General features: G+C 73.7%; 24 protein-coding genes. 15 read left to right on the forward strand and 9 right to left on the reverse strand.

Going from position 1 to position 24,117, the window contains the following annotated elements:
• The first annotated feature begins 56 nt into the window (after positions 1–56).
• Positions 57–803 (forward strand): LOG family protein, encoded by a 747-nt coding sequence (locus TBIS_RS15010; protein WP_013133253.1) that lies wholly within the window; start codon positions 57–59, stop codon positions 801–803.
• A 9-nt stretch (positions 804–812) separates the two neighbouring features.
• Positions 813–1,388 carry an LOG family protein gene (locus TBIS_RS15015; protein WP_013133254.1) on the forward strand — a complete coding sequence of 192 codons (576 nt, stop codon included), beginning with the start codon at positions 813–815 and terminating at the stop codon, positions 1,386–1,388.
• 318 nt (positions 1,389–1,706) lie between these two features.
• Here TBIS_RS15015 and TBIS_RS15020 read toward each other — a convergent pair whose 3' ends face one another.
• The 4 genes from TBIS_RS15020 to fdxA all read right to left on the reverse strand — a co-directional run bounded on the left by TBIS_RS15020 (position 1,707) and on the right by fdxA (position 4,709).
• On the reverse strand, positions 1,707–2,483 hold the full coding sequence (locus tag TBIS_RS15020) for a hypothetical protein (protein WP_013133255.1): 777 nt from the start codon (positions 2,481–2,483) through the stop codon (positions 1,707–1,709).
• 38 nt (positions 2,484–2,521) lie between these two features.
• Positions 2,522–3,172, reverse strand: a complete 651-nt coding sequence (locus TBIS_RS15025; RefSeq protein ID WP_013133256.1) for a DUF4178 domain-containing protein — start codon at positions 3,170–3,172, stop codon at positions 2,522–2,524.
• An 11-nt stretch (positions 3,173–3,183) separates the two neighbouring features.
• Positions 3,184–4,263: a succinyldiaminopimelate transaminase gene (gene dapC / locus TBIS_RS15030; protein ID WP_013133257.1), complete on the reverse strand. Its 1,080-nt coding sequence runs from the start codon at positions 4,261–4,263 to the stop codon at positions 3,184–3,186.
• Between the two features lie 119 nt (positions 4,264–4,382).
• Positions 4,383–4,709: a ferredoxin gene (gene fdxA, locus TBIS_RS15035; RefSeq protein ID WP_013133258.1), complete on the reverse strand. Its 327-nt coding sequence runs from the start codon at positions 4,707–4,709 to the stop codon at positions 4,383–4,385.
• 618 nt (positions 4,710–5,327) lie between these two features.
• On the opposite strand from fdxA, the gene TBIS_RS15040 reads away from it, so the two are divergent.
• From TBIS_RS15040 to TBIS_RS15065, 6 genes are all read left to right on the forward strand, one after another.
• A complete protein-coding gene (locus TBIS_RS15040; protein WP_013133259.1) occupies positions 5,328–6,410 on the forward strand; it encodes an ABC transporter substrate-binding protein in 1,083 nt (360 codons plus the stop codon).
• A gap of 112 nt (positions 6,411–6,522) precedes the next feature.
• Positions 6,523–7,299, forward strand: coding sequence for a class I SAM-dependent methyltransferase (locus TBIS_RS15045; RefSeq protein ID WP_013133260.1), 777 nt, complete (start codon positions 6,523–6,525; stop codon positions 7,297–7,299).
• A gap of 101 nt (positions 7,300–7,400) precedes the next feature.
• On the forward strand, positions 7,401–9,914 hold the full coding sequence (locus TBIS_RS15050; RefSeq protein ID WP_013133261.1) for a hypothetical protein: 2,514 nt from the start codon (positions 7,401–7,403) through the stop codon (positions 9,912–9,914).
• A gap of 3 nt (positions 9,915–9,917) precedes the next feature.
• Positions 9,918–11,981, forward strand: coding sequence for a UvrD-helicase domain-containing protein (locus TBIS_RS15055; RefSeq protein ID WP_013133262.1), 2,064 nt, complete (start codon positions 9,918–9,920; stop codon positions 11,979–11,981).
• Positions 11,982–12,030: 49 nt separating this feature from the next.
• On the forward strand, positions 12,031–13,896 hold the full coding sequence (locus tag TBIS_RS15060; protein ID WP_013133263.1) for a sigma factor-like helix-turn-helix DNA-binding protein: 1,866 nt from the start codon (positions 12,031–12,033) through the stop codon (positions 13,894–13,896).
• Positions 13,897–13,907: 11 nt separating this feature from the next.
• On the forward strand, positions 13,908–14,621 hold the full coding sequence (locus tag TBIS_RS15065) for a cysteine--tRNA ligase (RefSeq protein ID WP_013133264.1): 714 nt from the start codon (positions 13,908–13,910) through the stop codon (positions 14,619–14,621).
• 6 nt (positions 14,622–14,627) lie between these two features.
• Here the strand turns inward: TBIS_RS15065 and TBIS_RS15070 are convergent, their stop codons facing one another.
• Entirely contained in the window at positions 14,628–15,071 is a 444-nt protein-coding gene (locus TBIS_RS15070; RefSeq protein WP_013133265.1) for a DUF6113 family protein, read from the reverse strand.
• Between the two features lie 10 nt (positions 15,072–15,081).
• The gene (gene mshB, locus TBIS_RS15075) at positions 15,082–15,990 is read right to left on the reverse strand and encodes an N-acetyl-1-D-myo-inositol-2-amino-2-deoxy-alpha-D-glucopyranoside deacetylase (protein ID WP_013133266.1); all 909 of its coding nucleotides are present in this window, start codon (positions 15,988–15,990) and stop codon (positions 15,082–15,084) included.
• A gap of 512 nt (positions 15,991–16,502) precedes the next feature.
• On the opposite strand from mshB, the gene TBIS_RS15080 reads away from it, so the two are divergent.
• From TBIS_RS15080 to TBIS_RS19590, 4 genes are all read left to right on the forward strand, one after another.
• A complete protein-coding gene (locus TBIS_RS15080; RefSeq protein WP_013133267.1) occupies positions 16,503–18,560 on the forward strand; it encodes a S9 family peptidase in 2,058 nt (685 codons plus the stop codon).
• A 236-nt stretch (positions 18,561–18,796) separates the two neighbouring features.
• On the forward strand, positions 18,797–19,030 hold the full coding sequence (locus tag TBIS_RS15085; protein ID WP_013133268.1) for a helix-turn-helix domain-containing protein: 234 nt from the start codon (positions 18,797–18,799) through the stop codon (positions 19,028–19,030).
• Positions 19,031–19,264: a Clp protease N-terminal domain-containing protein gene (locus TBIS_RS19585; RefSeq protein WP_206771180.1), complete on the forward strand. Its 234-nt coding sequence runs from the start codon at positions 19,031–19,033 to the stop codon at positions 19,262–19,264.
• 125 nt (positions 19,265–19,389) lie between these two features.
• Complete coding sequence (locus TBIS_RS19590) at positions 19,390–19,605, forward strand: Clp protease N-terminal domain-containing protein (protein WP_206206719.1); 216 nt, start codon at positions 19,390–19,392, stop codon at positions 19,603–19,605.
• Positions 19,606–19,774: 169 nt separating this feature from the next.
• Here the strand turns inward: TBIS_RS19590 and TBIS_RS15095 are convergent, their stop codons facing one another.
• The 3 genes from TBIS_RS15095 to TBIS_RS20255 all read right to left on the reverse strand — a co-directional run bounded on the left by TBIS_RS15095 (position 19,775) and on the right by TBIS_RS20255 (position 21,927).
• Positions 19,775–20,644 carry a hypothetical protein gene (locus TBIS_RS15095; protein WP_013133269.1) on the reverse strand — a complete coding sequence of 290 codons (870 nt, stop codon included), beginning with the start codon at positions 20,642–20,644 and terminating at the stop codon, positions 19,775–19,777.
• On the reverse strand, positions 20,632–21,315 hold the full coding sequence (locus tag TBIS_RS15100; RefSeq protein WP_013133270.1) for a hypothetical protein: 684 nt from the start codon (positions 21,313–21,315) through the stop codon (positions 20,632–20,634). Before TBIS_RS15100 ends, TBIS_RS15095 begins: the two co-directional genes overlap by 13 nt.
• Before the next feature lie 330 nt (positions 21,316–21,645).
• A complete protein-coding gene (locus tag TBIS_RS20255; protein ID WP_148231542.1) occupies positions 21,646–21,927 on the reverse strand; it encodes an Arc family DNA-binding protein in 282 nt (93 codons plus the stop codon).
• Between the two features lie 129 nt (positions 21,928–22,056).
• Here TBIS_RS20255 and TBIS_RS19180 point away from each other — a divergent pair, with 129 nt between their 5' ends.
• The 3 genes from TBIS_RS19180 to TBIS_RS15115 are packed head-to-tail and all read left to right on the forward strand — an operon-like array spanning position 22,057 to position 24,007.
• A complete protein-coding gene (locus TBIS_RS19180; protein ID WP_013133272.1) occupies positions 22,057–22,329 on the forward strand; it encodes a hypothetical protein in 273 nt (90 codons plus the stop codon).
• Positions 22,326–22,763, forward strand: a complete 438-nt coding sequence (locus TBIS_RS18285; protein WP_013133273.1) for a hypothetical protein — start codon at positions 22,326–22,328, stop codon at positions 22,761–22,763. The genes TBIS_RS19180 and TBIS_RS18285 overlap by 4 nt, the downstream gene beginning before the upstream one ends.
• Positions 22,764–22,786: 23 nt before the next feature.
• The gene (locus TBIS_RS15115; RefSeq protein WP_013133274.1) at positions 22,787–24,007 is read left to right on the forward strand and encodes a helix-turn-helix domain-containing protein; all 1,221 of its coding nucleotides are present in this window, start codon (positions 22,787–22,789) and stop codon (positions 24,005–24,007) included.
• Positions 24,008–24,117 lie beyond the last annotated feature (110 nt).

Raw genomic sequence — 24,117 nt, forward strand, 5'->3', positions numbered from 1 at the left:
CGGAAAGGAGGAGGCGCGCCCGGGCCGCACCGCGGCACCGGCGCGCCGGTGATGTCATGGCCGATCGCCGCATCGAACGCCGGCCCGGTCAGCTGCTGCTCCGCGGCGACATGGTCCCCCCGACCACCTACGACCAGCGGCTGCTCGATCGCCGCGGCCGGACCGACTGGCTCCACGAGGACCCCTGGCGGGTGCTGCGGATCCAGTCGGAGTTCGTCGAGGGCTTCGGCGCGCTCGCCGAGCTGCCGAAGGCGGTGACCGTGTTCGGCTCCGCCCGGACCCCGCAGGACCACCCCGACTACGAGCTCGGCGTGCGGCTGGGCGCCGCGCTGGTCAAGGCGGGCTACGCGGTCATCACCGGGGGCGGACCGGGTTTGATGGAGGCGGCGAACCGGGGCGCCTACGAGGCCGGCGGCATCTCCGTGGGGCTCGGCATCGAGCTCCCCCACGAGCAGCGGCTGAACGACTACATCAACCTCGGCATCGAGTTCCGGTACTTCTTCGTCCGGAAGACGATGTTCATCAAATACGCCTGCGGGTTCGTCGCCCTCCCCGGTGGGTTCGGCACGCTGGACGAGCTGTTCGAGGCGCTCACCCTGGTGCAGACCCGGAAGGTGACCTCGTTCCCGGTCATCCTGATGGGCTCAAAGTTCTGGTCCCCGCTCATCGACTGGGTCCGCACCACGCTGGTGGACACCGGCAAGCTCACCGAGGAGGAGGCCGGCCTGATCTCGCTGACCGACGACCCCGACGAGGCCGTGCGGATCATCATCGCGGCCGAGCGCCGGAACAACGGTCAGTAGGGTTGCATCGTGTACGTCTGCGTGTACTGCTCCTCCAGCGAGAAGATCGATCAGAAGTACCGGGACCTCGCGCGGGACGCGGGCACCGAGCTGGCCCGGCGCGGCCACACCCTGGTGAGCGGCGGCGCGAAGGTCTCCTGCATGGGGGAGATCGCCCGGGCGGTGCGCGCCGCGGGCGGCCGCACGATCGGCGTGATCCCCCGGGCGCTGGTCGACGTGGAGATCGCCGACACCGATGCCGACGAGCTGATCGTCACGGCCGACATGCGGGAGCGCAAGGGCGTGATGGACGCCCGCTCCGACGCCTTCCTGGTGCTGCCCGGCGGCATCGGCACGCTGGAGGAGCTCTTCGAGATCTGGACCACCCGGGTGCTCGGCCTCCATGACCGCCCGCTGGTGGTGCTCGATCCGTGGGGGTTCTTCGCGCCGCTGCGCGAGCTCGTCGCCCGGATGCACGCGGAGGGGTTCACCCGGCCCAACGTGTTCGACGTGATCGCCTGGGCGGCAACGATCGAGGAGGCCTTCGAGCTGCTGGAGAAGGGGGCGCGGGAGACGGCGGGCGGCGTGGCCGGGCGAACCCCCTGACCGGGTGCTTTCCGGCCGGGCGGCCCACCCGGCCCGAGGGCGTTCCCGACGGGCGGCCCGCCGCACCGGCGACTGCGCTGACCGGGTGAGCCCTCTTGACCGGGCGGTCCTCCGACCGGGCCGGCCCTGATGACCGGCGGTCCCCCGACCGGGCCGGCCCCGATGCCCGGGCCGTCCCCCGACCGGGCGCTCCTCCCGGCCGGGCGAGCCCACCTGACCGGGCCGGGGCTGCTGACCGGGCGGGCTCTCGCACCGGGTGGGCTCCAGAGCGGGCTCCGGTGCGGCCGGCGCCTCCGGGCGCCGGCGCTCCGCCCGGGGTCAGGCGATCTGGACCATCCGGGGGGCCTTGCCGTCGGCCTCGATCCAGCCGTCCCGCCCGGACTCCGCGGTCCAGGTGACCCCGTCGTACCGGACCTCGCGCAGGCCGTACTTCTGCGCGTGGGTGACGTACCAGGTGGCGATCAGCCAGCCGTGCTTCGGCGCCCAGTCGGTGCCCAGTGCCCGGATGAGCTCGCGGCGCGCCTCGTCGGGGCGCGGGGTGACCGGCTCGTCCGGCGGCGGGTACCAGCAGTGCACCGCCCTGGGGATGCGGCCGCTCAGCGCGGCGGCCAGGATCTTCGCCGCCTTCTCGTGCTGCGCGTAGGCGGAGCCGTCCGCGGACCGCTGCACGGCCTGGGCCGCCTCGTGCAGCGGCATGCTCTGGTAGTTCGGGACCTTCTCCAGGGCGGCGAAGAACTTCCGCGTCGCGTAGACGGGGTCCAGGAGCTGCTCGACCGTGCCCCACCCCTGCGAGGGCCGCTGCTGGAACACCCCCACCGAGTCGCGGTCGCCGTAGGGCAGGTTCGCGAGCTTCGACTCCTGGAGCGCGGTCGCGTAGGCGATCTGCAGCGCCCGCTCGGGCAGCTTCCGCCGGGCGGCGACCGCGGCGATCGTGGCGGCGATCTGCGCCTGCTCGAGATCGAGATCCAGGGTGCCGTCCGGTGTGGTGACCAGGCAGTGTTCACCCACCGCGAACGGCCGGATCCGCTGGAGGAGCTGGTACGCGCCGTAGAACATACCCGTCCCGAGCAGGACGACGATGACCAGGACGGTCACGGCGGTACGAGAGAGGCGCCACGTCACGCCCCAGAAATCTACCCTCCGGGCCGGGTGGCTCGTTCTACGGTGATCGTTCCCGGGGGCAGCGGCTGGGCGTAGCACGCCTCCCACCTGCCGCCCTGCGCCCGCTGGAAGGAGAGCATCCGCCCGTCCGCGGACCGGTAGTCGGCGAAGTCGAGCAGGCCCCGGTCCGGGAAGCCGGTGATCCCCTCGGAGCGGAACGCGGCAGTGCCACGTTCCACGGGATGGAACTCCACCCCGTCCACGATCAGCATGCGCTTCGCCGGGATCATGCCCTCGGTGGGGATCGGGGTCCAGAGGATGACGGCGAGGTGGCTGACGTCGCCCCCGTCACCGCCGCGCCGCTCCTCGACGGTGAGCGACCGGACGCGCCGGTCGGCGTCCTCGAGGAAGTACTCCGTCCAGTTCTCGCCCTGCCAGGTCACGGTGAGCGCCCCGATGCACCGGTACCGCGTCCCCTGGACGCCGACCGTGTCACCCACCCTGATCGTCCGGGGATCGAGGTATCCGGGCTCCCCGGCAGGGGCCGCCGCACCCGGGGCGGCCGGCTTGCCGGAGGGCTTGGGGGGTGCCGCGAGAGAACGCCCGATGCTGGCGATCATGAGGAACGCGCCCAGCACGACGATCAGGGTGACGGCCACCGCGATCACGACCGCTGCCACCATGGCGGGGGATACTACTTCAAACGGTCCACCGCCGCTGCAATGCGCTCGTCGCTCGCGGTGACGGCGATGCGGACATAACGGCGGCCGGCCGGGCCGTAGAACTCACCGGGCGCCACGAGGATCCCCCGTTCGGCGAGCGCCCGGACCTGCTCCCAGCAGTCCGTGCCGTTCGTGGCCCACAGGTAGAGCCCGGCGACCGAGTGCTCGATGATCCATCCGGCCCGCTCCAGGGCCGGGCGCAGCGCGGCCCTGCGCCGCGCGTACCGCTCCCGCTGCTCTTCGGCGTGCCGGTCGTCGTCGAGCACGGCCACCATGGCCGCCTGGACCGGGGCGGGCACCATCATGCCCGCGTGCTTGCGGATCTCCAGGAGGCGCCGCACCAGCTCCGGGTCCCCGGCGATGAACCCCGCCCGGTATCCGGCGAGGTTCGACCGCTTGGAGAGCGAGTGCACGGCGAGCAGCCCTTCGTGGGAGCCGCCGCAGACCTCGGGGTGGAGGATCGAGACCGGGCGCTCCTCCCAGCCGAGCTCGATGTAGCACTCGTCGGACGCCACCACGGCGCCCCGCTCCCGCGCCCACGCGACGACCTTGCGCAGGTGCTCGGGGGGCAGCACCCGGCCGGTCGGGTTCGACGGCGAGTTCACCCAGACCAGCGCCGCCCGTTCCGGTCCCAGGGCGAGCAGGCCGTCCGCCGGGTACGGCTCGGCCCCGGCCAGCCGCGCCCCGACGTCGTAGGTCGGGTACGCGAGCTCCGGGAAGATCACCCGCTGGCCCGGGCCCACCCCGAGCAGGGTGGGCAGCCAGGCGACCAGCTCCTTGGAGCCGATCGTGGGGAGAACCGCCGCCGGGTCGACGGTGACCCCGTGCCGGCGTCGCAGCCACCGTGCCGCCGCCTCGCGCAGCCGCGCCGTGCCGTACGTCTGCGGATAGCCGGGGCTGTTCGCCGCCTCGGCGAGCGCGCTGCGGGCGACCTCGGGTACCGGATCCACCGGGGTGCCGACCGAGAGGTCGACGATTCCTCCGGGATGCGCGCTCGCCAGCTCCTTGTAGGGCGCGAGCCGATCCCACGGGAAATCCGGCAACGCGATCACGTGGTCCCCCAGTCAGTGCACGGTGACGACGACCGGCCCATGGCCGCGGCATGGGCCGTGCTACCGCGGGGTCACCGCGGGCTCAGGTGAGCGCGGCGAGCGTGCGGAGACCCCGGCGGTCAGTGCTCCCCGCCCTGCGGCGGGAGCGCGGCGACGATGGGGTGATCTTTGTTGATCTTGCCCAGCTTCGAGGCGCCGCCGGGTGACCCGAGGTCGTCGAAGAACTCGACGTTCGCCTTGTAGAAGTCCTTCCACTGCTCGGGCAGGTCGTCCTCGTAGTAGATCGCCTCTACCGGGCAGACCGGCTCACACGCCCCGCAGTCCACGCACTCGTCGGGGTGGATGTAGAGCATGCGCTCGCCCTCATAGATGCAGTCGACAGGGCACTCCTCGACGCATGCCTTGTCCAGGACATCGACGCAGGGCTGCGCGATGACGTACGTCACAACGGGCTCCTTCTCGGGTGGCGCGACTCGACCTCGGTCGCTAGCCCTAGTATTGCCCTTCCCTGTTTCATGCCGGAACAGTAGGGGTCCTTCCGGGCGCGTCGCAGATCTTTCACCACGGCGCCCGGAATTCGATGTGCGCCGGCGTGCGGCGATCGCGGCGGGCTTTCCGGGCACGCCCGGAATCCCATGTTCCCCACCTCGGCCGGCGGCAGGGTCCGTCGAGCGCGCCGGGAACCCGGACCCGGCCTGGCGATCCTCGGCCGGCACCGGGCGCCTCCGGGCATCGGCGGGAATCCCGGCGCACGAGGCGGCGGCCGCCCCCGGTCACCGCCGGCCGTCCGCGGACGCGCCGGGGATCCCGGCATGCCCGCCCTGGAGGGCGCGACGCCGGCCCTTCCGGGAGCTCACCGAGGGCATGCGCCGGGATGTCATCGGTGGGGTGCCGCCGGGAGCGCGCCGGGCGACGGCCGGTCGCGCGGAGGCCGGCACGGCGAACGGCCGTGGGAGAACCATGGGGGAACCGTGGCCGGGACGGGGAACGGGTGAGTGCCGGCTCGGTAATCCCCCCGCGCGCCTCCTCGACCATGAGGTGAGACCGCCCCGACGATACGCTGCGTGACCATACCCGTGCGCATCGTAGTGACCGTCCTCGCCGCGGTGGCCGTGTGCTCGGCCGCGTGCTCGTCCCAGCCGCCCAAGGAGGAGCGGCCCAAGCCGGTGAACCCGCGGGCCGCGAGCCTGCGCGAAGGGTTCGGCAGCATGGACCGGCTGGTGGAGGCGGCGAAGCGGGAGGGCACGCTCAACGTCATCGGGCTCCCCGAGCACTGGGTGGGGTACGGCGAGCTCCTCGACCGCTTCGCCAAGAAGTACGGCATCACCGTCGTGCGGCTCGAACCGGAGGCGAGCAGCGCCCGGCAGATCGAGACCGCCGCCCAGCGGAAGGGCGCCGGCAACGCCCCGGACGTGTTCGACCTCAGCCTCGAGGTGGCGGTGGCGAACGCCGGGCGCTTCGCGCCGTACAAGGTGACCACCTGGCAGGACATCCCCGACGACCTCAAGGACCCCTCGGGGCGCTGGTACGCGGCCTACGGCGGGTACATGTCGATCGCCTACGACTCCGCCCGGATGCGCCGGCCGGGCTCGTACGCGGCGCTGCTGTCGCCCGGCGTCCGGGTGGCGCTGCCCGGCGACCCGCTCACCTCGGCGTCGGCGTTCAACGGGGTCATGGCGGCGTCCCTGCGGAACGGGGTGCCCGACCCGGCGCGCGCGGTCGACTTCTTCACCCGGCTCAAGCGGGACGGCATGCTCGGCCGGCCGGAGCAGGCCACGGCCGTGATCGACTGGGACTTCCTCAACGTCGCCCGGGCGGCGGCCCGCGGCGGCGGGTGGCGGGTGACCGTGCCGGAGAACGCGGTCCTCGCCGCCTACTACCACCAGGCGATCAACAAGGACGCCCCGCACCCGGCCGCGGCCCGGCTGTGGCAGGAGTTCCTCTTCTCCGACGAGGCGCAGAACATCTTCCTCCGGGCGCACGCCCGCCCGGCGCGGATGGAGGCCATGGAGATGCGCGGCACGCTCGACCGGGGGGCGGCCGAGCGGCTCCCCGCCGTCTCCGGCGCCCCGGTGACGCTCACCATCCCGCAGCAGGACGAGGCGAAGGCCTACCTGCAGCGGCACTGGGCGCGGGCGATGGGGTAGCGCACGCTCGCATGTAGCGCATGCTCGTATAAATCATGAAGAAGTACGGCATAAGGCCTTAAAGTGGGACGTCGTCTTAAAGATCAGGCCTTGTGCCAGAAGGCGAGCCAGCGTGCGCTACGAGATCCCCGGCACCATGCGGTGGAACGCCCAGGCCTACGACAGCTCCTTCGGATACGTCTCCGCGCATGGCGCCCCGCTCCTCGACCTCCTCGACCCCAAGCCGGGTGAGCGGGTGCTCGACCTCGGCTGCGGGACCGGGGTGCTCACCGCGGAGATCGCCGCGCGCGGTGCCCATGTCCTCGGGATCGACGCCTCCCGGGCCATGATCGAAGCGGCGATGGCCAAGTACCCGGGCCTGGAGTTCACCGTCGGCGACGCCCACGACTTCACCGTGGCCCATCCGTACGACGCGGTGTTCTCCAACGCCGCGCTCCATTGGATGAGCCGCGACCCGGACGCCGTGATCTCCTGCGTCCGGATGGCGCTGCGGCCGGGCGGCCGGTTCATCGCCGAGATGGGCGGCGCCGGGAACTGCGCCTCGCTCATCTCCGCGATGAAGACCGCCTGGCGGGAGTACGGCCTGCCCGAGCCGGAGCTGCCCTGGTACTTCCCCACCCCGGCCGAGTACGCGCTCCGGCTCGAGCGGGGAGGCTTCACGGTCCGGCTGCTCGAGTACTTCGACCGTCCCACGCCGCTCACCGAGTGCCCCAACGGCGCAGCCGACTGGGTGCGGATGTTCGCCGGCCCGCTGCTCCAGCGGGTGCCGCCCGAGCTGGTGGACCCGCTGCTCCGGCGGGTGAACGAGCTCGCCGCTCCGGCGCTCAGGCACGAGTCCGGCTGGATGGCCGACTACGTCCGGCTCCGCTTCGCCGCCCAGCGGCGCTGACGGTATGGTGCGTGCCTCATCTAGTGGTCTGTGGGCACTCCTCGCACACTGACCACATTTGCCAGACTATGAGTCTGGTCTCGTGAAGTGATGGGGAACGCATGAACTTCTGCCTGAGTGACCTGGTGCCACCCCTGCGCTGGAGTGACACCTCCCGCATCGAACTTCTCGTTGACCAGACCGGCCTCCCTCCCGCCTGGTGGCGCTCCCTGCCGCTGGAGCGGGTGCTCGCGGTGTTCGACGCGGACGCGCTCGCCGAGCTCCTCACCGAGCTCGCGCTGGAGCACTGGCCGGCGGCCACGATCGGTGACGTGCTGCCCGCGCTGTACGTGCTCGATCCGGAGGAGGCCGACGACCCGCAGGTGGCGATCGCGCTCGACCGCGCCGGGTCCTGGCCGGGGCTGCTCTCGCTCACCGGCCGGGAGCTCGCCGACCAGCCGTTCATCAAGGCGCGGCCGGTCCTGAACGCGCTGTTCGCCGCGGTCTTCCACCGGTTCTCCCCCGTGGAGGGGCGGGACGAGGAGCCGCGCGACGGGCACCGCGTGCCGGCCGCCGGACCGGTGGAACGGCGGGACGAGCCCGTGGCGCGGGCCGCGGCGGCCCCCATGCCATCCGGCCCCGCAGCGGCGGCCGGCCCCATCACCCCCATCCGAGACCAGGAGCCAGCGGCCGTGCCCGCCGCCTCCCCGGAGGCCGCCGGACACCCCCAGGCCGGTCCCGCCGTGCCCCCGCACCCCGGTGGGCCGCAGCCGCTCGCCCCGGCGGCCGGGCCGGCGCAGGCCGCACCGCAGCCGGTCGCCGCCGAACCGGCACCGGCCGCGGCCCAGCGGCCGCCCGCGGAAGCGCCGCAGGCCGCACCGCAGGCGGTTCCCGCCGAAGAGCCGCAGGCCGTACCGCAGGCGGTTCCCACCGACGGACCGCAGGCGGCACCGCACCAGGTCCCGGCCGAGGCGCCCCTGGCCGGGCCGCAGCAGGCGCCCGCCGAGCCACCGCAGGTCCCGCAGCACGTTCCGGCCGAACCGTCCTCAGCCGGGCCGCAGCACATGCCCGCGGAACCGCCTCCCGCCGCACCGCAGCAGGTCCCCGCCGGGCCGCAGGCGCCCGCCGCCCCGCCGCAGGCGGCCGGGCCATCGCCGGCCGTGCCGCAGCAGCCCGCCGCGGAGCATCCGCCCGCCCAGCCACCGGATCACGCGGGCGTGGCTCCGGCGGCCGCCGCGGGTGAGCACGCGCCCGACGCCGCGGCCGTGTCGGGCGAGGCCGGCGCACCGGCCCACGCCGAACCGGCCGTCCCCGCGCAGACCGGCCCGGACCTGCTCGCCCTGATCGACGCCGCGTTCGCCGACCTCGACGACTGCACCTGGATGGTCGCGCAGAACGTGGTCTTCACCGACGCGCCCACCGCCCCCGAGGAGCTCGCCAAGCTGCTCGCGGTCCCGCCCGACGCGATCCACACCATCGAGATCGGGCTCCGCGTCCGGCTGTCGGACTGGCTCGCGCTCCCCGAGGCCGTGCCGTACCGCGAGCACCTCAACCGGGTGGTCGAGTACCTCGGCAAGGCGGCGCCCAAGCGGCGGCTGATCGAGGCGGCCGACTGGCACAAGCGCCGGCTCCGCTCGCTCGACGTGCCCGCCTGGCACTTCGTGCTCGCCACGCTCCCGGGCTACCGGGTCCACGGCGACTGGCTGGTCTCCGGCGACCTCGCCGAGCTGCGCGAGCAGACCCTGCGCCTGATCGCCGAGGTGGGCGGGCCGGTCCCCGCCTCCCGCGCGGTCGAACTCGTCAGCACCCTCGGCATCCGCCCCGAGGTGGCCAAGGAGTGGCTCGACACCGTACCCCAGCTCAGGGTCCAGCGCCCGGCCGGGCAGCCCGCCCCGAACGCGCAGCCGGTCCCGGAGGGCGCTCCGGCGGCCGGGAACGGGGCGACGCCGCCCGGGAACGGTGTCCCGGCCCCCGGGGCTCCGGTGCCGGGGGACGCTCCTCCGGCTCCTGGGAACGCTCCGCCGGTGGCAGGCGAGGGCGCGCCTCCGGAGCCCGTGCCCGAGGCCGGGGAGGGGGCCGTGCCGGGCCCTGAGGCCGCCGACGCACCGGAGCGCGGCCGGGGCCCGCTCAAGGACGTGGCGCTCACCCGGCGGTGCTTCCGGGACCCGGACGGGCACTGGTGGCTCCGGGTCGACGTCACCGCCGAGCACCTCCAGGGCGAGGAGGTCGCGCTCCCCACCGGGTTCGCCGCCTACCTCGGCCTCTCCCCGGGCGAGAGCCGTACCGTGCGGAGCGCGTTCGGCGACCTCACCCTCTCCTGGCAGAACGGCCCGACCCTCGGCTCGCTCGAGCGCATCCTCGCCGAGGAGTCCGCCGAGGTCGGCGGGCACCTCTTCCTCACCGTCTCCGGCGAGGGCATGCTCCGGGTCCGGTACCTCGCCCCGGCCGCCAACGGCGAGCCGACCGCCCGCGCGCTCCGGCTCGCCGGGTACACCGCCCCCGGCAGCACCGAGGAGCAGGCGATGCGGGTGATCGCGACCAGGATCGGGCTCACCGGCGGCCCGGTCGGCCGGGACGAGGTGCTCGCCCGGCTGCGTGAGCGCGGAGACCGCGACCTGCTCTCCCTGCTGGGCTAACTCGTGCCTCGGCTCGCGATCTCCCCGCGGTTCGCCGAAGGGTTCCATGCCCTGCCCGAGCGGATCTGCCAGGAGGCGCTCGTCGCACTGCGGCGGTTCCTCTGCAACGCCCCCACCGCGCCGTACCCGGAGAAGGTGCGGGGCGGCCGGGACGCGAAGGTCGCCACGCTGCGGCTCGCCGAGGACCACCGCGCCGTGGCGGTACGGCAGGGCGACCTCCACTGGCTCGTCTCCGTCGGCACGGACGCCGAGGCGTGGTCCTTCGCCCGGCGGCACCGGTTCCGGGTGAACCCCGCGATCGGGGTCGTGGAGACGTGGGACGCCGAGGGCCTGGAACGGATCGAGCCCGCCCTGCGCCGGGCGGCCGAGGCCTCGGACGAGCGGCTGTTCGCCGGCTTCTGCGACACGGACCTGCTCGCCATCGGCATCGATCACCGGCTGCTCCCGCTGCTGCGGCTGATGACCGCCCAGTACCACCTCACCGCCATCGAGCCGCTGCTGCCAGTGAGCCAGTACGCGCCGCTCGCCGTGCTCGCCGAGGGCGGGTCGCTCGCCGCGGCCTGGCGGGCGCTCGACTGCTGCCGGACGCCGGTGACCGGGGAGATCGACCCCGACGACCTCGCCGCGGCCCTGCGGCGCACCCCCGGGGAGGCGGCGTTCGCCGCCGACCCCCGCGACCTGGAGCGGATCCTCACCCTCCCGCTCTGGGCCACGTTCCTCCACCCGCAGCAGTACACGTACGCCACGTGGCCCCGGTATGACACCCCGGTGCTCGTCACCGGCGGCGCGGGCAGCGGGAAGAGCGTCACCGCGCTCCACCGGGCGGCCGTCCTCGCCCGCGCCGGCGCCGGCCCGGTGCTCCTCGTCACGTTCTCCCAAGGGCTCGCCGCGGAGATGTCCCGGCGGCTCGACATGATCCTCGGCGGCGACGACGCGGCGCGGAGCCGGGTCGAGGTGATGAACGTCGACCGGCTCGCCCACCGCATCGTGGCCGAGGCCGAGGGCCGGCCGCCCAAGGTGGTCGGCGCCGCCGACTACGCGGGCCTGTGGCAGGAGGCCCGGGCGGGCGACCGGTTCGGCGCCGCCTTCCTGGTGCGCGAGTGGGAGCAGGTCATCCTCGCCCAGGACCTGCGCACGCTCGAGGAGTACCAGGCGGCGCCCCGGCCGGGGCGGAGCGTGCCGCTCGACGCGGACGACCGGGAGCTGGTGTGGAACGCGATCCAGCACGTGGCCGGCCGCCTCCGCGACTCCGGCCGGCGGACCCTGCTCCAGCTCGCCTCCGACGCGGCGAACCTGCTCGGCCGCGCGGTCGGCGACCTGCTCGGCGAGGAGCAGCCGGAGCGCCGGCCGTACCGGCACATCGTGGTCGACGAGGCGCAGGACCTCCACCCGGCGCAGTGGCGGCTGCTGCGGGCGGCCGTCCCGGAGGCGCCGAACGACCTGTTCATCGTCGGCGATCCGCACCAGCGGATGTTCGACACCCGGATCGCCCTCACCGACATCGGCATCCCGGTGCGGAGGTTCCGGCTCAAGCTCTCCTACCGGCTCTCGCACGAGGTCCTCTCCTGGAGCGCGCGGCTCCGCGGCGGCCTCGCCGACGGTCTCGTCCCCAGCCACGCCGACCTGGGCGGCTTCCGCGCGCTGCGACACGGCCCGCGCCCGATCGTGCGCGGGTACGTCTCCCCCGAGGCGGAGATCGCCGGGCTCGTCTCCCTGGTCGCCGAGTGGATCGACGAGGGCGTGCCCGAGGACGAGATCGCCGTCACCGCGCGCACCCCGCAGCTCGTCGCCACCGCGCGTTCGGCCCTCCGCGAAGCGGGCATCACCGTAAGAGTGATGGTGCTCCACGGCATGAAGGGGCTGGAGTTCCGCCGGGTCGCCGTGATCGGCGTGGCGGATGGGGTCATCCCTGCGCCGGACGCGCTGACCCCGGCCGAGGAGGATCCGGTGGCGAGGGCACACGACATGCAACGCGAACGCGGACTGCTCTACGTGGCATGTACCAGGGCGAGCGAGATGCTCTATGTGTCCTACTCGGGCGTGCCCAGTCCCTTCCTGCCCCTATGATCGCCTAGGCTGAACAGCGGATGCACAAGCCCCTTGCGGTTGGACCCGGATGAACCTGAGCCTTTGCGACATCGTGCCTCCCCTGCGCTGGACCGCCCCCAGCCAGGTCGAGCCGATCGCGAGCGACCCTGGGCTCCCCGACGCATGGTGGCAGGCGCTCCCGATCGACCGGGCGTGTGCGGCGGTCGGAACCGCGCAGGTGGCCTCCCGGCTCGCGGACCTCACCGCCGCCTGCTGGTCGCACCTGATCCTCGGCGACATCCTCCCCCTGCTCAGGTTCACCCATCCCCGGGAGAGCCTGCAGACACCCGGTCAGCGGGAGCGGGTCCACGCCATCTTCACCGAGGTGCTCGAGCGGCTGCTCGCCACGGAACACCAGCCCGAGCAGGCCCCCGCCGCGGCGGTGCCGCCCGCCGTGCCGGAACGCCCCCTCCCCGAGATCATTGATGAGATCTTCGCCGAGCTGGACGACCGGCAGCGGGCCATCGCGCGGGACCGGCTCTACGCGGACCCGTCCCAGCCCGGGGAGGCCGGCCAGCGGGCCACCCTCGACGAGCTCGCCCAGCGGTTCTCCGTCACCAGGGAGCGGATCCGGCAGATCGAGCGCGATCTGCGCGAGCACGTCGAGCAGTGGCTCACCACTCCCCAGGCCGCCCCGCTCACCGCGCACCTGTCCTGGCTGCGCTCCCGGCTCGGCTCGGCCGCGCCGATCGACGACCTCGCCGCCGCAGTGCCGTGGCACCGCACCGAGCTCACCACGCTCGGCATCCCGGCCTGGCGGTTCGTGCGCAGCCTGCTCACCGGGTACGAGCAGGTGGACGGCTGGCTGGTGGCGGGCGGCGCCGAGGAGCTGCGGGAGAAGACCCGGCAGCTCTTCGCCGACGGCCCCAAGCCGCTGGAGGAGGCCGTCTCCATGGTCGCCCAGCTCGGCATCCGCGAGGACGTGGCCGAGCGCTGGCTCGGCTCCATCCCCCAGCTCCGGGTGCTCGGCGGGCACGTCGTCCCCTGGCCGCGCAACCTCGCCGACAAGGTGGAGGCGGTGCTCTCCGTGGCCGGCGCCCCGCTCAGCCCGGAGGAGATCCAGGAGCGGATCGGCGAGGACCACAGCGCGGCCGGCATCCGCACCCAGCTCACCTCCGACCAGCGGTTCATCCGCCTCGACCGCAACAAGTACGGCCTGCGCCGCTGGGGCGGGGAGGAGTACCTCGGCATCCGGGAGATGATCGTCCGGGAGATCGAGCGGGCCGGCGGGGAGGCGCCGGTGAACGCGATCGTGGACCGCATCACCTCCCGCTACGACGTGAGCGAGAGCTCCGTCCGCGCCTACGCCGGCGGCCCCGGGTTCGAGCGCACCCAGCGCGGCTGGATCCGGGTCGCCCAGCAGGAGCCGGCCGAGCCGTACCACCCGCGCCGGGACGTCTCGCTGACCCGCCGGTGCTTCCGCAGCCGGGACGGCCGGTGGTGGCACCGGATCGACGTCAACGCCGAGCACCTGCGCGGGTCGGGGTCCCCGCTCCCCACCGGCTTCGCCGCGTACCTGGGGATGTCCCCCGGCGGGCAGCTCACCGCGGCGGCCGCCTGGGGCGGGGTCGTGATCAGCTGGCACAACCAGCCCACGATCGGATCGATCCGGCCGCTGCTCGCCGAATGCCGGGCCAAGGAGGGCGACCACGTCTTCCTCACCGTGAGCGACGGCAAGCTCCTCACCCGGTTCCTGCCGGCCGCCGCGCCGACGCTCCCCCCGCTCAACCAGGCGCTCCACCTCATCGGGTACACGGCACCGGTCGCCTCCGAGGCGGACGGGCTCCGGCTGATCGGCGCCCGGATCGGGCTCCCCGAGGGCGCCACCCGGGAGCAGATCCTCGAACGGCTCCGCGAACGCGGCGACCGCGACATCCTCCAGCACTTCACATAGGGGTTCGGGCCATGCTGCGGTTGCACGACGATCGGGCCGCCGAGCCGCTCACGCTCGCCGGGCCCGGCACCCTGCGGATCCGCGTCCACGACCCGGTGGGCCTCGCCGGGCTGCGCCCCCTCCTCCTCGCCGACCTGGTGCGCCGGTCGGCCGAACGCCGCCGCATCCGGGCGCTGGTCTTCTGCGACGATCCGGGCGAGGAGCTCCGCACGGCCGCGCTCACCGTCAACATCCCCCCGCCGGCGCCCTGGGACGGCGCGGCGGGCCCGCGGATCGACCTGCACATCACCGGCCCCGGCGCGGACTGCGACGGGGAGGGCCGATGGATCCGCTGCGGGGAGCTGCGCGCCGCGATCGCCTCCCCCGCCGAGCTCACCGCGGCCGGCCTCGACCCGCTCGCGGTACGGCTCGCCCTCCTCGCCCACGGCCACCGGCCGCCGGTCGACCTCACTGACGAGGCGCTCCGCGACGCCGCGGCCGAGCTCGCCCGGTGGCGGCGGCGGGTCGCCGAGTGGGCCGAGTCCCCCAGCCATCCGATCGACCAGGGGCACGCCGAGCGCATCCAGCGGGCCCTCGACGACGACCTTGACACGGCGGCCGCGCTCCGGCTGCTGCGCGAGCTCGAGCACGACGAGTCCGTGCCGCCCGGGTCGCGGTTCGAGACCTTCATCCACTTCGACCGGGTGCTCGGCCTCGACCTCCCGGCCGAGATCGGCAAGATCTGACCCGGGCTACGACCGGCCCGCCCGCAGGAGCCACGACCCCGACGAGGGGGCCAGCGCCACGGCCAGCGCCATCACGACCGCCCCGCCGTACAGGTAGAGGTAGCCGGCGAGGTCCGCGGCGATGACGAAGTCGCCCGCGCGGTGCTTCGTCGCCAGCGCGAACGTGGCGATGAACCACCCCACGGCGGGCACCGCGGCCGCGATCTTCCCGCGGTTCAGCCTGCCCATGGCGTACGGCACGGCGAACAGGACCACCAGCCAGCCCAGCGCGGCGACCGGCACGTCGCCCAGGTACCAGGAGTGGTGGAACGCGCCGACCACGCCGAGCGCCAGGCCGAGCAGCGCGAGCATGCCGTACGCCGCACCGGCCAGCGCGCCCGCGGCCGGGCCCGGCGGGGCCGGGGTGGCCGCGTCGCCGCCGGCCGCCACCGGCGCCGTCTCCTCGGTCATGCGGCCGAGGTTAGCCGATGCCGGCGAACAGGTCGGTCTCCAGGAGGCGCGGTCCGCCCAGACCGCCCTCCCCGGCGGGCACGCCCGCCACCCGCGGGCCCGGCGTGCCCGCCTTCAGGGTGAAGAACTCGACGCCGAGGACCTCCCGCCCGATGCCGTTGGAGAGCGCGAACCACGGCTCGTGCACCATGACCTGCGTGGCGTGCGCCCGCAGCGCGGCGAACTTCGCCGGCAGGTGCGCCCGGGCGTCGATCTCGGTCGTGACCTGCGCGTCGTCGCAGCCGAACGGCAGCTCGTCCACGCTCGCCACCCGGGTGAACGGCATGTCCGCCCCGCGCATCGCCTCGACCCCCCGCCGCAGCACCGACCTCGGCTGCGCGGTGTGGTACACCTTGGCGATCCGCCACGGCTCGCCCCCGGGGAAGGCCGGATCCGCGGCGAGCTCGTAGGCCCGCCAGGAGACCCGGTGCGCCTTGATGTGGTCCGGGTGCCCGTAGGTGCCGTTCTCGTCGTAGGTGACCAGGACCTGCGGCCGCACCTCGCGGATCACCTTCACCAGCTCGGCCGCCGCCTCGTCGAGGTCCGCCTGCCAGAAGCAGTCCGGCCGCAGGTTGGACGGGGCCCCCATCATCCCGGAGTCGCGCCACCGGCCCACCCCGCCGAGGAACCGATGGTCGGTGACCCCGAGCGCGGCGCACGCCGCGGCGAGCTCACCGATCCGGTACCGGCCGAGGGTGTCATCCCGGTCCGCGGCGTGGTGCGCCAGCTCGGGCGGGATGATCTCCCCCTCCTCGCCGAGGGTGCAGGTCACCAGCGTCACGTGCGCGCCCTCGGCCGCGTACCGGGCGATCGTCGCCCCGGTCTCGATGGACTCGTCGTCCGGGTGGGCGTGCACGAACAGCACACGACGGTCGGCCATGCGCCCGAGCCTAACCGGGGGGGAGTCACGCGGAACGCAGGGGGCCGGGAGCGACCGATCGGGTCCCCCGGCTCGCCGTCCTCGCCCGGAGGACCCGCACGTCATGCGAGGGGCCGAGGCGGCCGGTCGTCCCCGCCGTCCCCGCTGTGAGAGAGCGCGGACACGCGGGGCCCGGACGGCCGGTCACGTCCGGGCTCGCCCTTCTCGCCCCCAAGGAGAGCCGCACGGTGCGCGAGGGCCGGGTGGCCGGTCGTCCCCGCCCCGCGTGGGCGCCACACGCCGAAAGCCGGGATGGCCGATCGGGTCCGGGCTCGCCTACCTCCCCCTAGGGGAAACCGCGCGGCATGCGGGGAGCCAGAGGGGCCGGTCGTTCCGCCGTCCCACCCGCGTGGGAGCCGATGCGGCACGCCAGGAGCCGGGATGACCGGGCGCGTCCGCCGAGCTCGCCGTCCCGGCCGCGGGGGGAGCCGCGCGGCACGCCGGGCGGTCACCCGGTGGCAGTATGGGGTGACATGACGGAGAGCTTCCCGCGGCTGCACGCGAAGACCAGGCGGTTCACGCTCGGAGTCCCCCGGGACTTCACCATCTCCCCGGCCGGCGACCGGGTGCTCTTCCTGAGAACGAGATCCGGCACCGACCCCGTGACCTGCCTGTGGGAGCTCGACGTCGCGACCGGGGAGGAGCGGCTGATCGCCGACCCGCGCACGCTCGGCGCCGACGAGGAGAACCTGCCGCCGGAGGAGCGGGCCCGCCGCGAGCGCAAGCGGGAGGCGGCCGGCGGCGTGGTGGCCTACGCCACGGACGAGCGGGCCGGCAAGGCCGTCTTCGCCCTCTCCGGGGAGATCCACCTCGCCGACCTGGCCACCGGCGAGGTCCGCCGCCTCGCCACCGCCGGGCCGGCCGTCGACCCGCGCCTCGACCCGCAGGGCACCCGGGTCTCCTACGTCACCGGCGGCGCCCTCCACGTCATCGACCTCGCGACCGGCGCGGACACCGTGCTCGCCGAGCCGGAGAGCGACACGGTGACCTACGGCCTCGCCGAGTTCATCGCCGCCGAGGAGATGAACCGGATGCGCGGGTACTGGTGGTCGCCCACCGGCGACCGCCTGCTCGTGGCCCGGGTGGACGAGTCACCGGTCGCGCTCTGGCACATCGCCGACCCGGCCAACCCCGACCGGCCGCCCGTCCCCCAGCGCTACCCCGCGGCCGGCACGGCGAACGCCGAGGTCACGCTCTTCGTGATCGGGCTGGACGGATCCCGGGTCGCCGTGCCGTACGAGCAGGAGTACCTGGTGACCGCCCGCTGGGACCGGCACGGCCTGGTGATCGTGACCCTCTCCCGGGACCAGCGGAGCATGCGCCTGCTCGCCGTGGACCCGGCGACCGGGGCGACCACCCTGCTCCGCGAGGACACCGATCCCGCCTGGGTGGAGATCATCCCCGGCGTCCCGGCCCGGCTCGATGACGGCCGGCTCGTCTGGGTGGCCGACGCCGAGGGCGGCCGCCGCCTGATCATCGGCTCCGAGCCGGTGACCCCGCCGTCGCTCCAGGTGCGCGCGGTGGTGGACGTGGACGGCGACACGGTCCTGTTCCAGGCGAGCGGCGAGCCGACCGAGATCCAGCTCTGGCTCTACTCCGGTGGGCGCATCAGCCCGCTCACCACCGAGCCGGGTGTGCACGCGGGCCGCCGCACGGGCGGGGTGAGCGTGATCAGCCGGCAGAGCCTCGACACCGAGGGCGTCTCCGTGACCGTGGTGCGGCCGGACGGCTCCACGGTGCCGGTGCGGTCCGTGGCCGAGCGCCCCGGCATCGAGCCGCGGGTGACCCTGCTGCGGGCCGGCGACCGCGAGCTCACCACCGCCGTCCTGTTCCCCTCGTGGCATGTGCCCGGATCGAAGCGGCTCCCGGTCCTCATGGACCCGTACGGCGGACCGCACGCCCAGCGGGTGCTCGCCGCCCAGCGGATGTTCCTGGAGCCGCAGTGGTGGGCCGAGCAGGGCTTCGCCGTGGTGGTCGCCGACGGCCGGGGGACGCCCGGGCGCGGCCCCGCGTTCGAGCGGGAGATCCGGCACGACTTCACCATCGCGCTCGAGGACCAGGTGGACGCCCTCCGCGGGGTGGCCGAGCGCTACCCGGACGACCTGGACCTCTCCCGGGTCGCCATCCGCGGCTGGTCGTTCGGGGGGTACCTCGCCGCGCTGGCCGTGCTGCGCCGCCCGGACGTGTTCCACGCCGCGGTCGCGGGAGCGCCGGTCACCGACTGGCGGCTCTACGACACGTGCTACACCGAGCGGTACCTCGGCCACCCGGACGAGGGGCACTACGAGCGGTCCTCGCTGCTCGGCGACGCCGAGAAGCTGGAGCGGCCGCTGCTGCTCATCCACGGCCTCGCCGACGACAACGTGGTGGCCGCGCACACGCTGCGGCTCTCCTCCGCGCTGCTCGCCGCGGGCCGGCCCCACACGGTGCTGCCTCTGTCCGGGGTCACCCACATGACCCCGCAGGAGGTGGTCGCGGAGAACCTGCTCCTGCTCCAGCTCGACTTCCTCAAGCGCGCCCTCGGCCTCTGACCATTCGGCGCGCTCGACCGGCCCGGTCCGGGGTCCTTCCCCGGACCGGGCCGTATCGCTCCTGGGGCCTGGGCGCAGCGGTGCCGGCGCCCGGAGCCCGCTCAGGCGGCGGGACCGGCGCATCGGTCCGGGACGGCCGATTACCCCATGCCGGCCAGACGGAAATCTGGAGACCCGCCCCTCGGACACGTCAACCTAGGTTGACATCCGGAGGCGCGTCAACCTAAGTTGACAGCATGGACGAGACGGTGAAACTCGCCGGGGAGGCGAGCAGCCGCGACCCTGCGGTGGGGCTGCGCGCGGTACGGGCGCTGCGCACGCTGGTGGAGCGGCTGGAGGCGCTGCAGGTGGCGAACGCCCGGGAGGCGGGATGGTCCTGGCAGGACATCGCCTCGGTGCTGGGCGTCTCCCGTCAGGCGGTGCACAAGAAATACGCGGGCAAGTCGGGTTTGCTGAGGCGGGAGAGGTAGATGTTCGAGCGGTTCACCAAGGAAGCTCGGCAGGTGGTGATCAGCGCGCAGGAGGAGGCCAAGCGGCTGCGCCACGACCACATCGGCACCGAGCACCTGCTGCTCGGCCTGCTCCGCCAGACCGGGACGCTCTCGGCAGAGCTGCTCAACCGGCACGGGCTCGACCACGACCGGGCCTCCCAGGCGGTCGTCCGGCTGCTCGGACCGGGCAGGAGCTCGACGCCGACGCCCTGAGATCGATCGGGATCGACCTGGACGCGGTACGGGAGAAGGTCGAGGCCGCCTTCGGCCCGGGTGCGCTCGAACGCCGTCCCCCCGAGCCGGGACGGCGGCGCGGCATCGGCCTCATCATCCCCTGGTTGAAGACCCAACACCTCCCCTTCAGCGGCCGGGCGAAGAAGGTCCTGGAGCTGTCGCTGCGCGAGGCGATCGCGCTCGACTCCACGGCGATCCGCGACGGGCACATCCTGCTCGGCCTGCTGCGGGAGCGGACCGGCATGGGCGCGCGGATCATCGCCGGCGCCGGGATCGACCTGGACTCGTTCCATCAGGAGGTCCGGTCCCGGCTCCGCTGACGCCTCGGGCGTCAGCCGCGTCCGAGGACCTGGCGTGCCGGGTGCCGGAGGGGAGACGTCACTTGCGGCGCTCATCACCGGCGGCACGACCTTGTCGCAGCCGGGGGCGGCCGCCGTGACCGCGCGTGGGCCGGCCCGGGATGTGCCGGGGCGGATACCGCCGTTGGCGTCACACTCCACCGTGCTCCCCCGGTTCGCTCATCACCTGGGCCACCCGGTCGCGCCAGTCCGCCTCACCCGCGACGCAGGCGGCCGGCGGGAGGAGCGAGAGGCAGCCGGCCCATGCGTCGTGCCGGAGCCGGACCCACGCCGCACCAGGCAGCGCCGCATCCGCCGGAACCGCGGCGGAGACTTCCGGCCCGGGCACCGGGATCTCGGCGGGCACGGCGTGGGCGCCGCCCCGCGGCCGCAGGCGCTCATCGGCGAGCACGCGCCGGACCAGCACGCCAGCGAGGCCGATCACCAGATGGAACCACCCGGGAACGTGATGCTCCCGCAGGTCACCGGCGCGCAGCTCGGGCAGCCCGAACCGGGACAGCCCCGCGGTGCACATGAGGTACCGCCCCTCGCCGTCGCCGCTGATCGTCACGCTCACCCAGTCCTCGACGCGGAGGTCCGTCGGCCCGCGAGGGTGGTCCGGGCGCCACGGCTCGGGCAGGAGGATGGATCGTTCCACATCGATGGCGATGCCGCCGGTGAGGCCCCTGATCCGCTCGATCGCCTCGGCGCAGACCCACAGGTGGTCGGGCGCCCAGCCGGGCGGGGCCGTACAGGTGACGGACAGATGGCCGCGCGTGCGCTCCAGGAGCACGGGGACCAGCGGATCGACGCCCGGCGAGCAGTGGGGGCAGGACAGCCGGGAGATGACCGGGGCGAGGGACGGATCGCGTCCGTCGATCTCCTCGACGCGGCAGTCGACGCCGTCGGGGAGGTCGCGGGGCCGCGGGACCACCGCCTCGGTGAGCGGCCGCTCGGGCGCCGCCACCACGCAGGTGATGCTCACCCGCGATGGGATGGATAAGAGGATCAGCTCGGCCATGTCCTGCCTTCCCCGTGGTGCGCGGTGGTGTACCCCCACGCGGTGCCGTCCGGGCGGTAGTCGAGCGCGTGCAGCACATCCGCCGGCGTCCACCCCGCGCGGAACCACGGCGTCAGCAGGCGGGCCAACCGGTCGGCGCGTATGCGGCGCAACACCAGCGACCGTGCTCGCATTTGCTCCAACGCCAGGGTTACCCCTTTCGCCCCTTTTGGGGTCACCCCCAGTGGCCACAGCGTGTCCCGGGTGACGTGCGGTGGTGCGAGCGTGCCGGGGCGCGCCCGGGACGGGGAAGGTTTTTCATCTGTGAGGACTCTGGTGGGGGTCCGAGTTTCCTCCACAGCACAAGGCGTGGCGAGCACGTACTCGGCCGCGCGGTTTCCCGTGGTGTCGTCGCCGGCGGGCCGGTAGCGGGGGGTGGACCCGTGCTCGACGATGCCGAGCAGCCGGTGGTGGACGAGGGAGGCGATCCACCGGGCGACGGTGGAACGTGACAGGCCGGTCAGGGTTTGGATGCGCGCCCACGTGGGCCGGGTGGTCATGGACGCCCACGATGCGTGCCGGGCGAGCACCCACGCGATGGCGAGCACGTTGCGGTGGGCGTCGGCGCGCAGCCGGGCGGTCGCCGGGTGCGCTTGGACCGCGCGAATCCATCCTGCCCTGCGACGATGCACGCCGTGACCCCTCGGGCACGGCCTGTAGCACCGTGAGGCGTCGATCACTGATGCCGGGCACGGCCGACACGCCGACCGAATTGGGCGTGACTAGCCGCCCCGGGAGCAAAGCGCTTATGATGGCTCCCAGGCATACGAGCCGGCACGGCGGCCGACCGCTAGGACGCCACCCACGAGAAGGGCCAGGGGGTGGCACCACGGCAGTCCGCCGGGCCGGGATGGCTTGTCAGGGTCTCCGCGCGAGTGCTTGCCGGCAGAGCGCGGGGACCCTAAGGCTTTCTTATGGGGTTGTGGGGTTCCGCCACCCGCCCCCGGATGGCCGTCCTCCTCTTACGCGGCTACGTGAGCACCATCGAGCAGCGGAAGCGGCTCCTGCTCACCCGCCTTGCCGCCCGGTGGGGCGTCCAAGGGTGGCAGGTCGTAACCCATCGCCTCGGCAAGCCGGGCCACGAGCACGTCGTTGACCGACCAGCCAAGCCTCCGGGCCTCAGCCTCTAGACGGGCTCTCATGCCCTCCGGCAGCCTCGACGGGAACCGGACGAGCGGTTCCCCCCACTTCGGCGCCGGCCCAGGCTTTCCTCGGCCTCGTCTCAGCCGTCCACTGCCTCTCATGGCACCAAATTATGGCGATCCCTGATTCACAATGCCAGTCGAACACGCCGACGGAATCAAACGCGTGTGACTCGGCCTTGTCCGCCGAACCACTGCCAAACCCTGGTATGGCGCGGGTACCCTCTCGGTATGGCCGATAGCACGAGAAGTGGGCGCACGAGGAAAGTCACGATCACCCTGCCCACCGAAGCCGTCGAAGCGCTTGAACAGGCGCGCGCCGCCGGCACCATCCCGTCGGTGTCCGAGTACGTCGCCGAAACCGTGTGCGCCCGGCTCGACCGCGAGCGGTGGCTCGCCGAGTGGCGCAAGCTCACCGGTGAACCGGACCCCAAGGCCGCCGCGTGGGCTGACCAGGTCATCGCCAAGCACTGCCTGCCGGGGAGGATGCGCAAAGCCTCGTGACCACCAACCCCCCAGACCAGCTCACCGGGATGGTCCTCGACGCCGCCGTCCTAGTCGATCTCGTCACCACACCCCTGTACACGGCCGCCTTCGCACACCGGGCGGCCGTCCACGGCGTCACCCTGCTCGTCCCCGCGGCCGCACTCGCCGAAGCGTGGCAGACCATCCACGGCCACGCCAACACCGACCACGCCGGCATCGAACGGCTGAACCTGTTCCTCGCCAGCCCCCTGGTCGTGGTCGAACCCCTTGACGAGACCACCGCCCGGCGCATCGGCGAACTCGCGGCCGGCCGCACCATCACCCCGGACGTGCCCGCCGCGCACGTCGCGCTCGCGTGCCGCACCCGAGGCTGGTCGGCGCTCGCCGGGGAACCGGCCCGCGTGCGCGCAATCGACCCCACCGTGGAGGTGGTCACACTCCCCGGCACCTAACACACCCCCCTGGGAGGCACCCCATGACCGGTTACGACGACCCAGGCGCCCAGTTGCGTGCACTCCGGCAGCAGCTCGGCTGGAGCCAGGAGGAGCTTGCCAACCGGGCAGGGCTGAGCACCGGCGTCATCAAGAAGATCGAGGGCGGGGGCACCGCCCGCATGGAAACCCTGCGGGCGCTCGCCAGGGCGCTCGGCGTGCACACCGTGTGGTTCGTCCGCCCCGGCAGCCCGGCACCGACCGTGGACAACGGCAATGACGCGGTTCTGGCGGACATGCGCGCCGCGATCCTGCCCCCGGTCGGGCTCGACGGGCGCCCCCTCGGCACCGCCGACCACGACGACGTGCACCTGCCCCGCCTCGCCGACGCGGCCACCGAGGCCAACCACATCTACCACGCCGACCGGTACGACGACCTGGCCCGCCTGCTACCCGGGCTGATCCAATCCGCCCACTACCACGTGAGCGCGCTCGACGGGCCCGACCACCAGCGGGCACGCCGGGTCCGCTCCGCGCTCCTCGGCCTCGCCGGCCGGTACCTGATCCAGGTCCGCGCCCACGACCTGGCCATGACCGCGTTGCAGCGGGCGGCCGAAGACGCGGCCGCCATCGGCGACACCCCCCTAGCCGCGGCCGCGGTCACCTGCCAGGCGTGGGCCATGCTCCGCCAGGGCCGGTTCGCCGAGGTCGAGAACCTCTGCGCGCGCACCGCCGACACCGTGGAGCCGCGCATGTCCAAAGCCACCCCCGACGAGCTCGCCGCGTGGGGGTGGCTCCTCATGCGAGCAAGCTCCGCCGCGATCCGCAACAACCGGTCGGAGGAGGCGAGCGAGTACCTCGCCCTCGCCGAAACGGCGGCAACCCGGCTCGGCCGCGAACACGACCTAGCCGGCCAGTACCGGTTCGGCCCGGTCACCGTCGCCCTGCTCCACCCGGAGAACGCCATGATCGAGGGCCGCCCGGACCTGGCGTTGCAAGCGCTCACCCGTATACCCAAGGGCGCCGGCCGGACGAACCCCTCATCGTGGAACCGGGCATCCCTCGAGCGCGCCCGGGCACTCGTCCGCGTAGGTGACCTCGACAAGGCCACCGAAGTCCTCACCAGGTTGCGCCGCCAACACGGGCAGTGGCTCCGCTACCAGCAGGCCGCCCGGGACGTCACCACCGAGCTCGTGCAAGCACGCACGCGGCCGCTCACCCCCGCGCAACGCGACCTTGTGGACTTCCTCAACCTGACCATTTAGGCCAACCCATGTAGGTGGGGGACACGTAACGTGCCCCTTCCACCTCCACGAAGGCGAAACGGTCACGGTGCGCATCTGGCCCCCCACCCGGGGCGCGCCTACGGTGGCAT

The organism is Thermobispora bispora DSM 43833 (genome assembly GCF_000092645.1).
Lineage (GTDB): Bacteria > Actinomycetota > Actinomycetes > Streptosporangiales > Streptosporangiaceae > Thermobispora > Thermobispora bispora.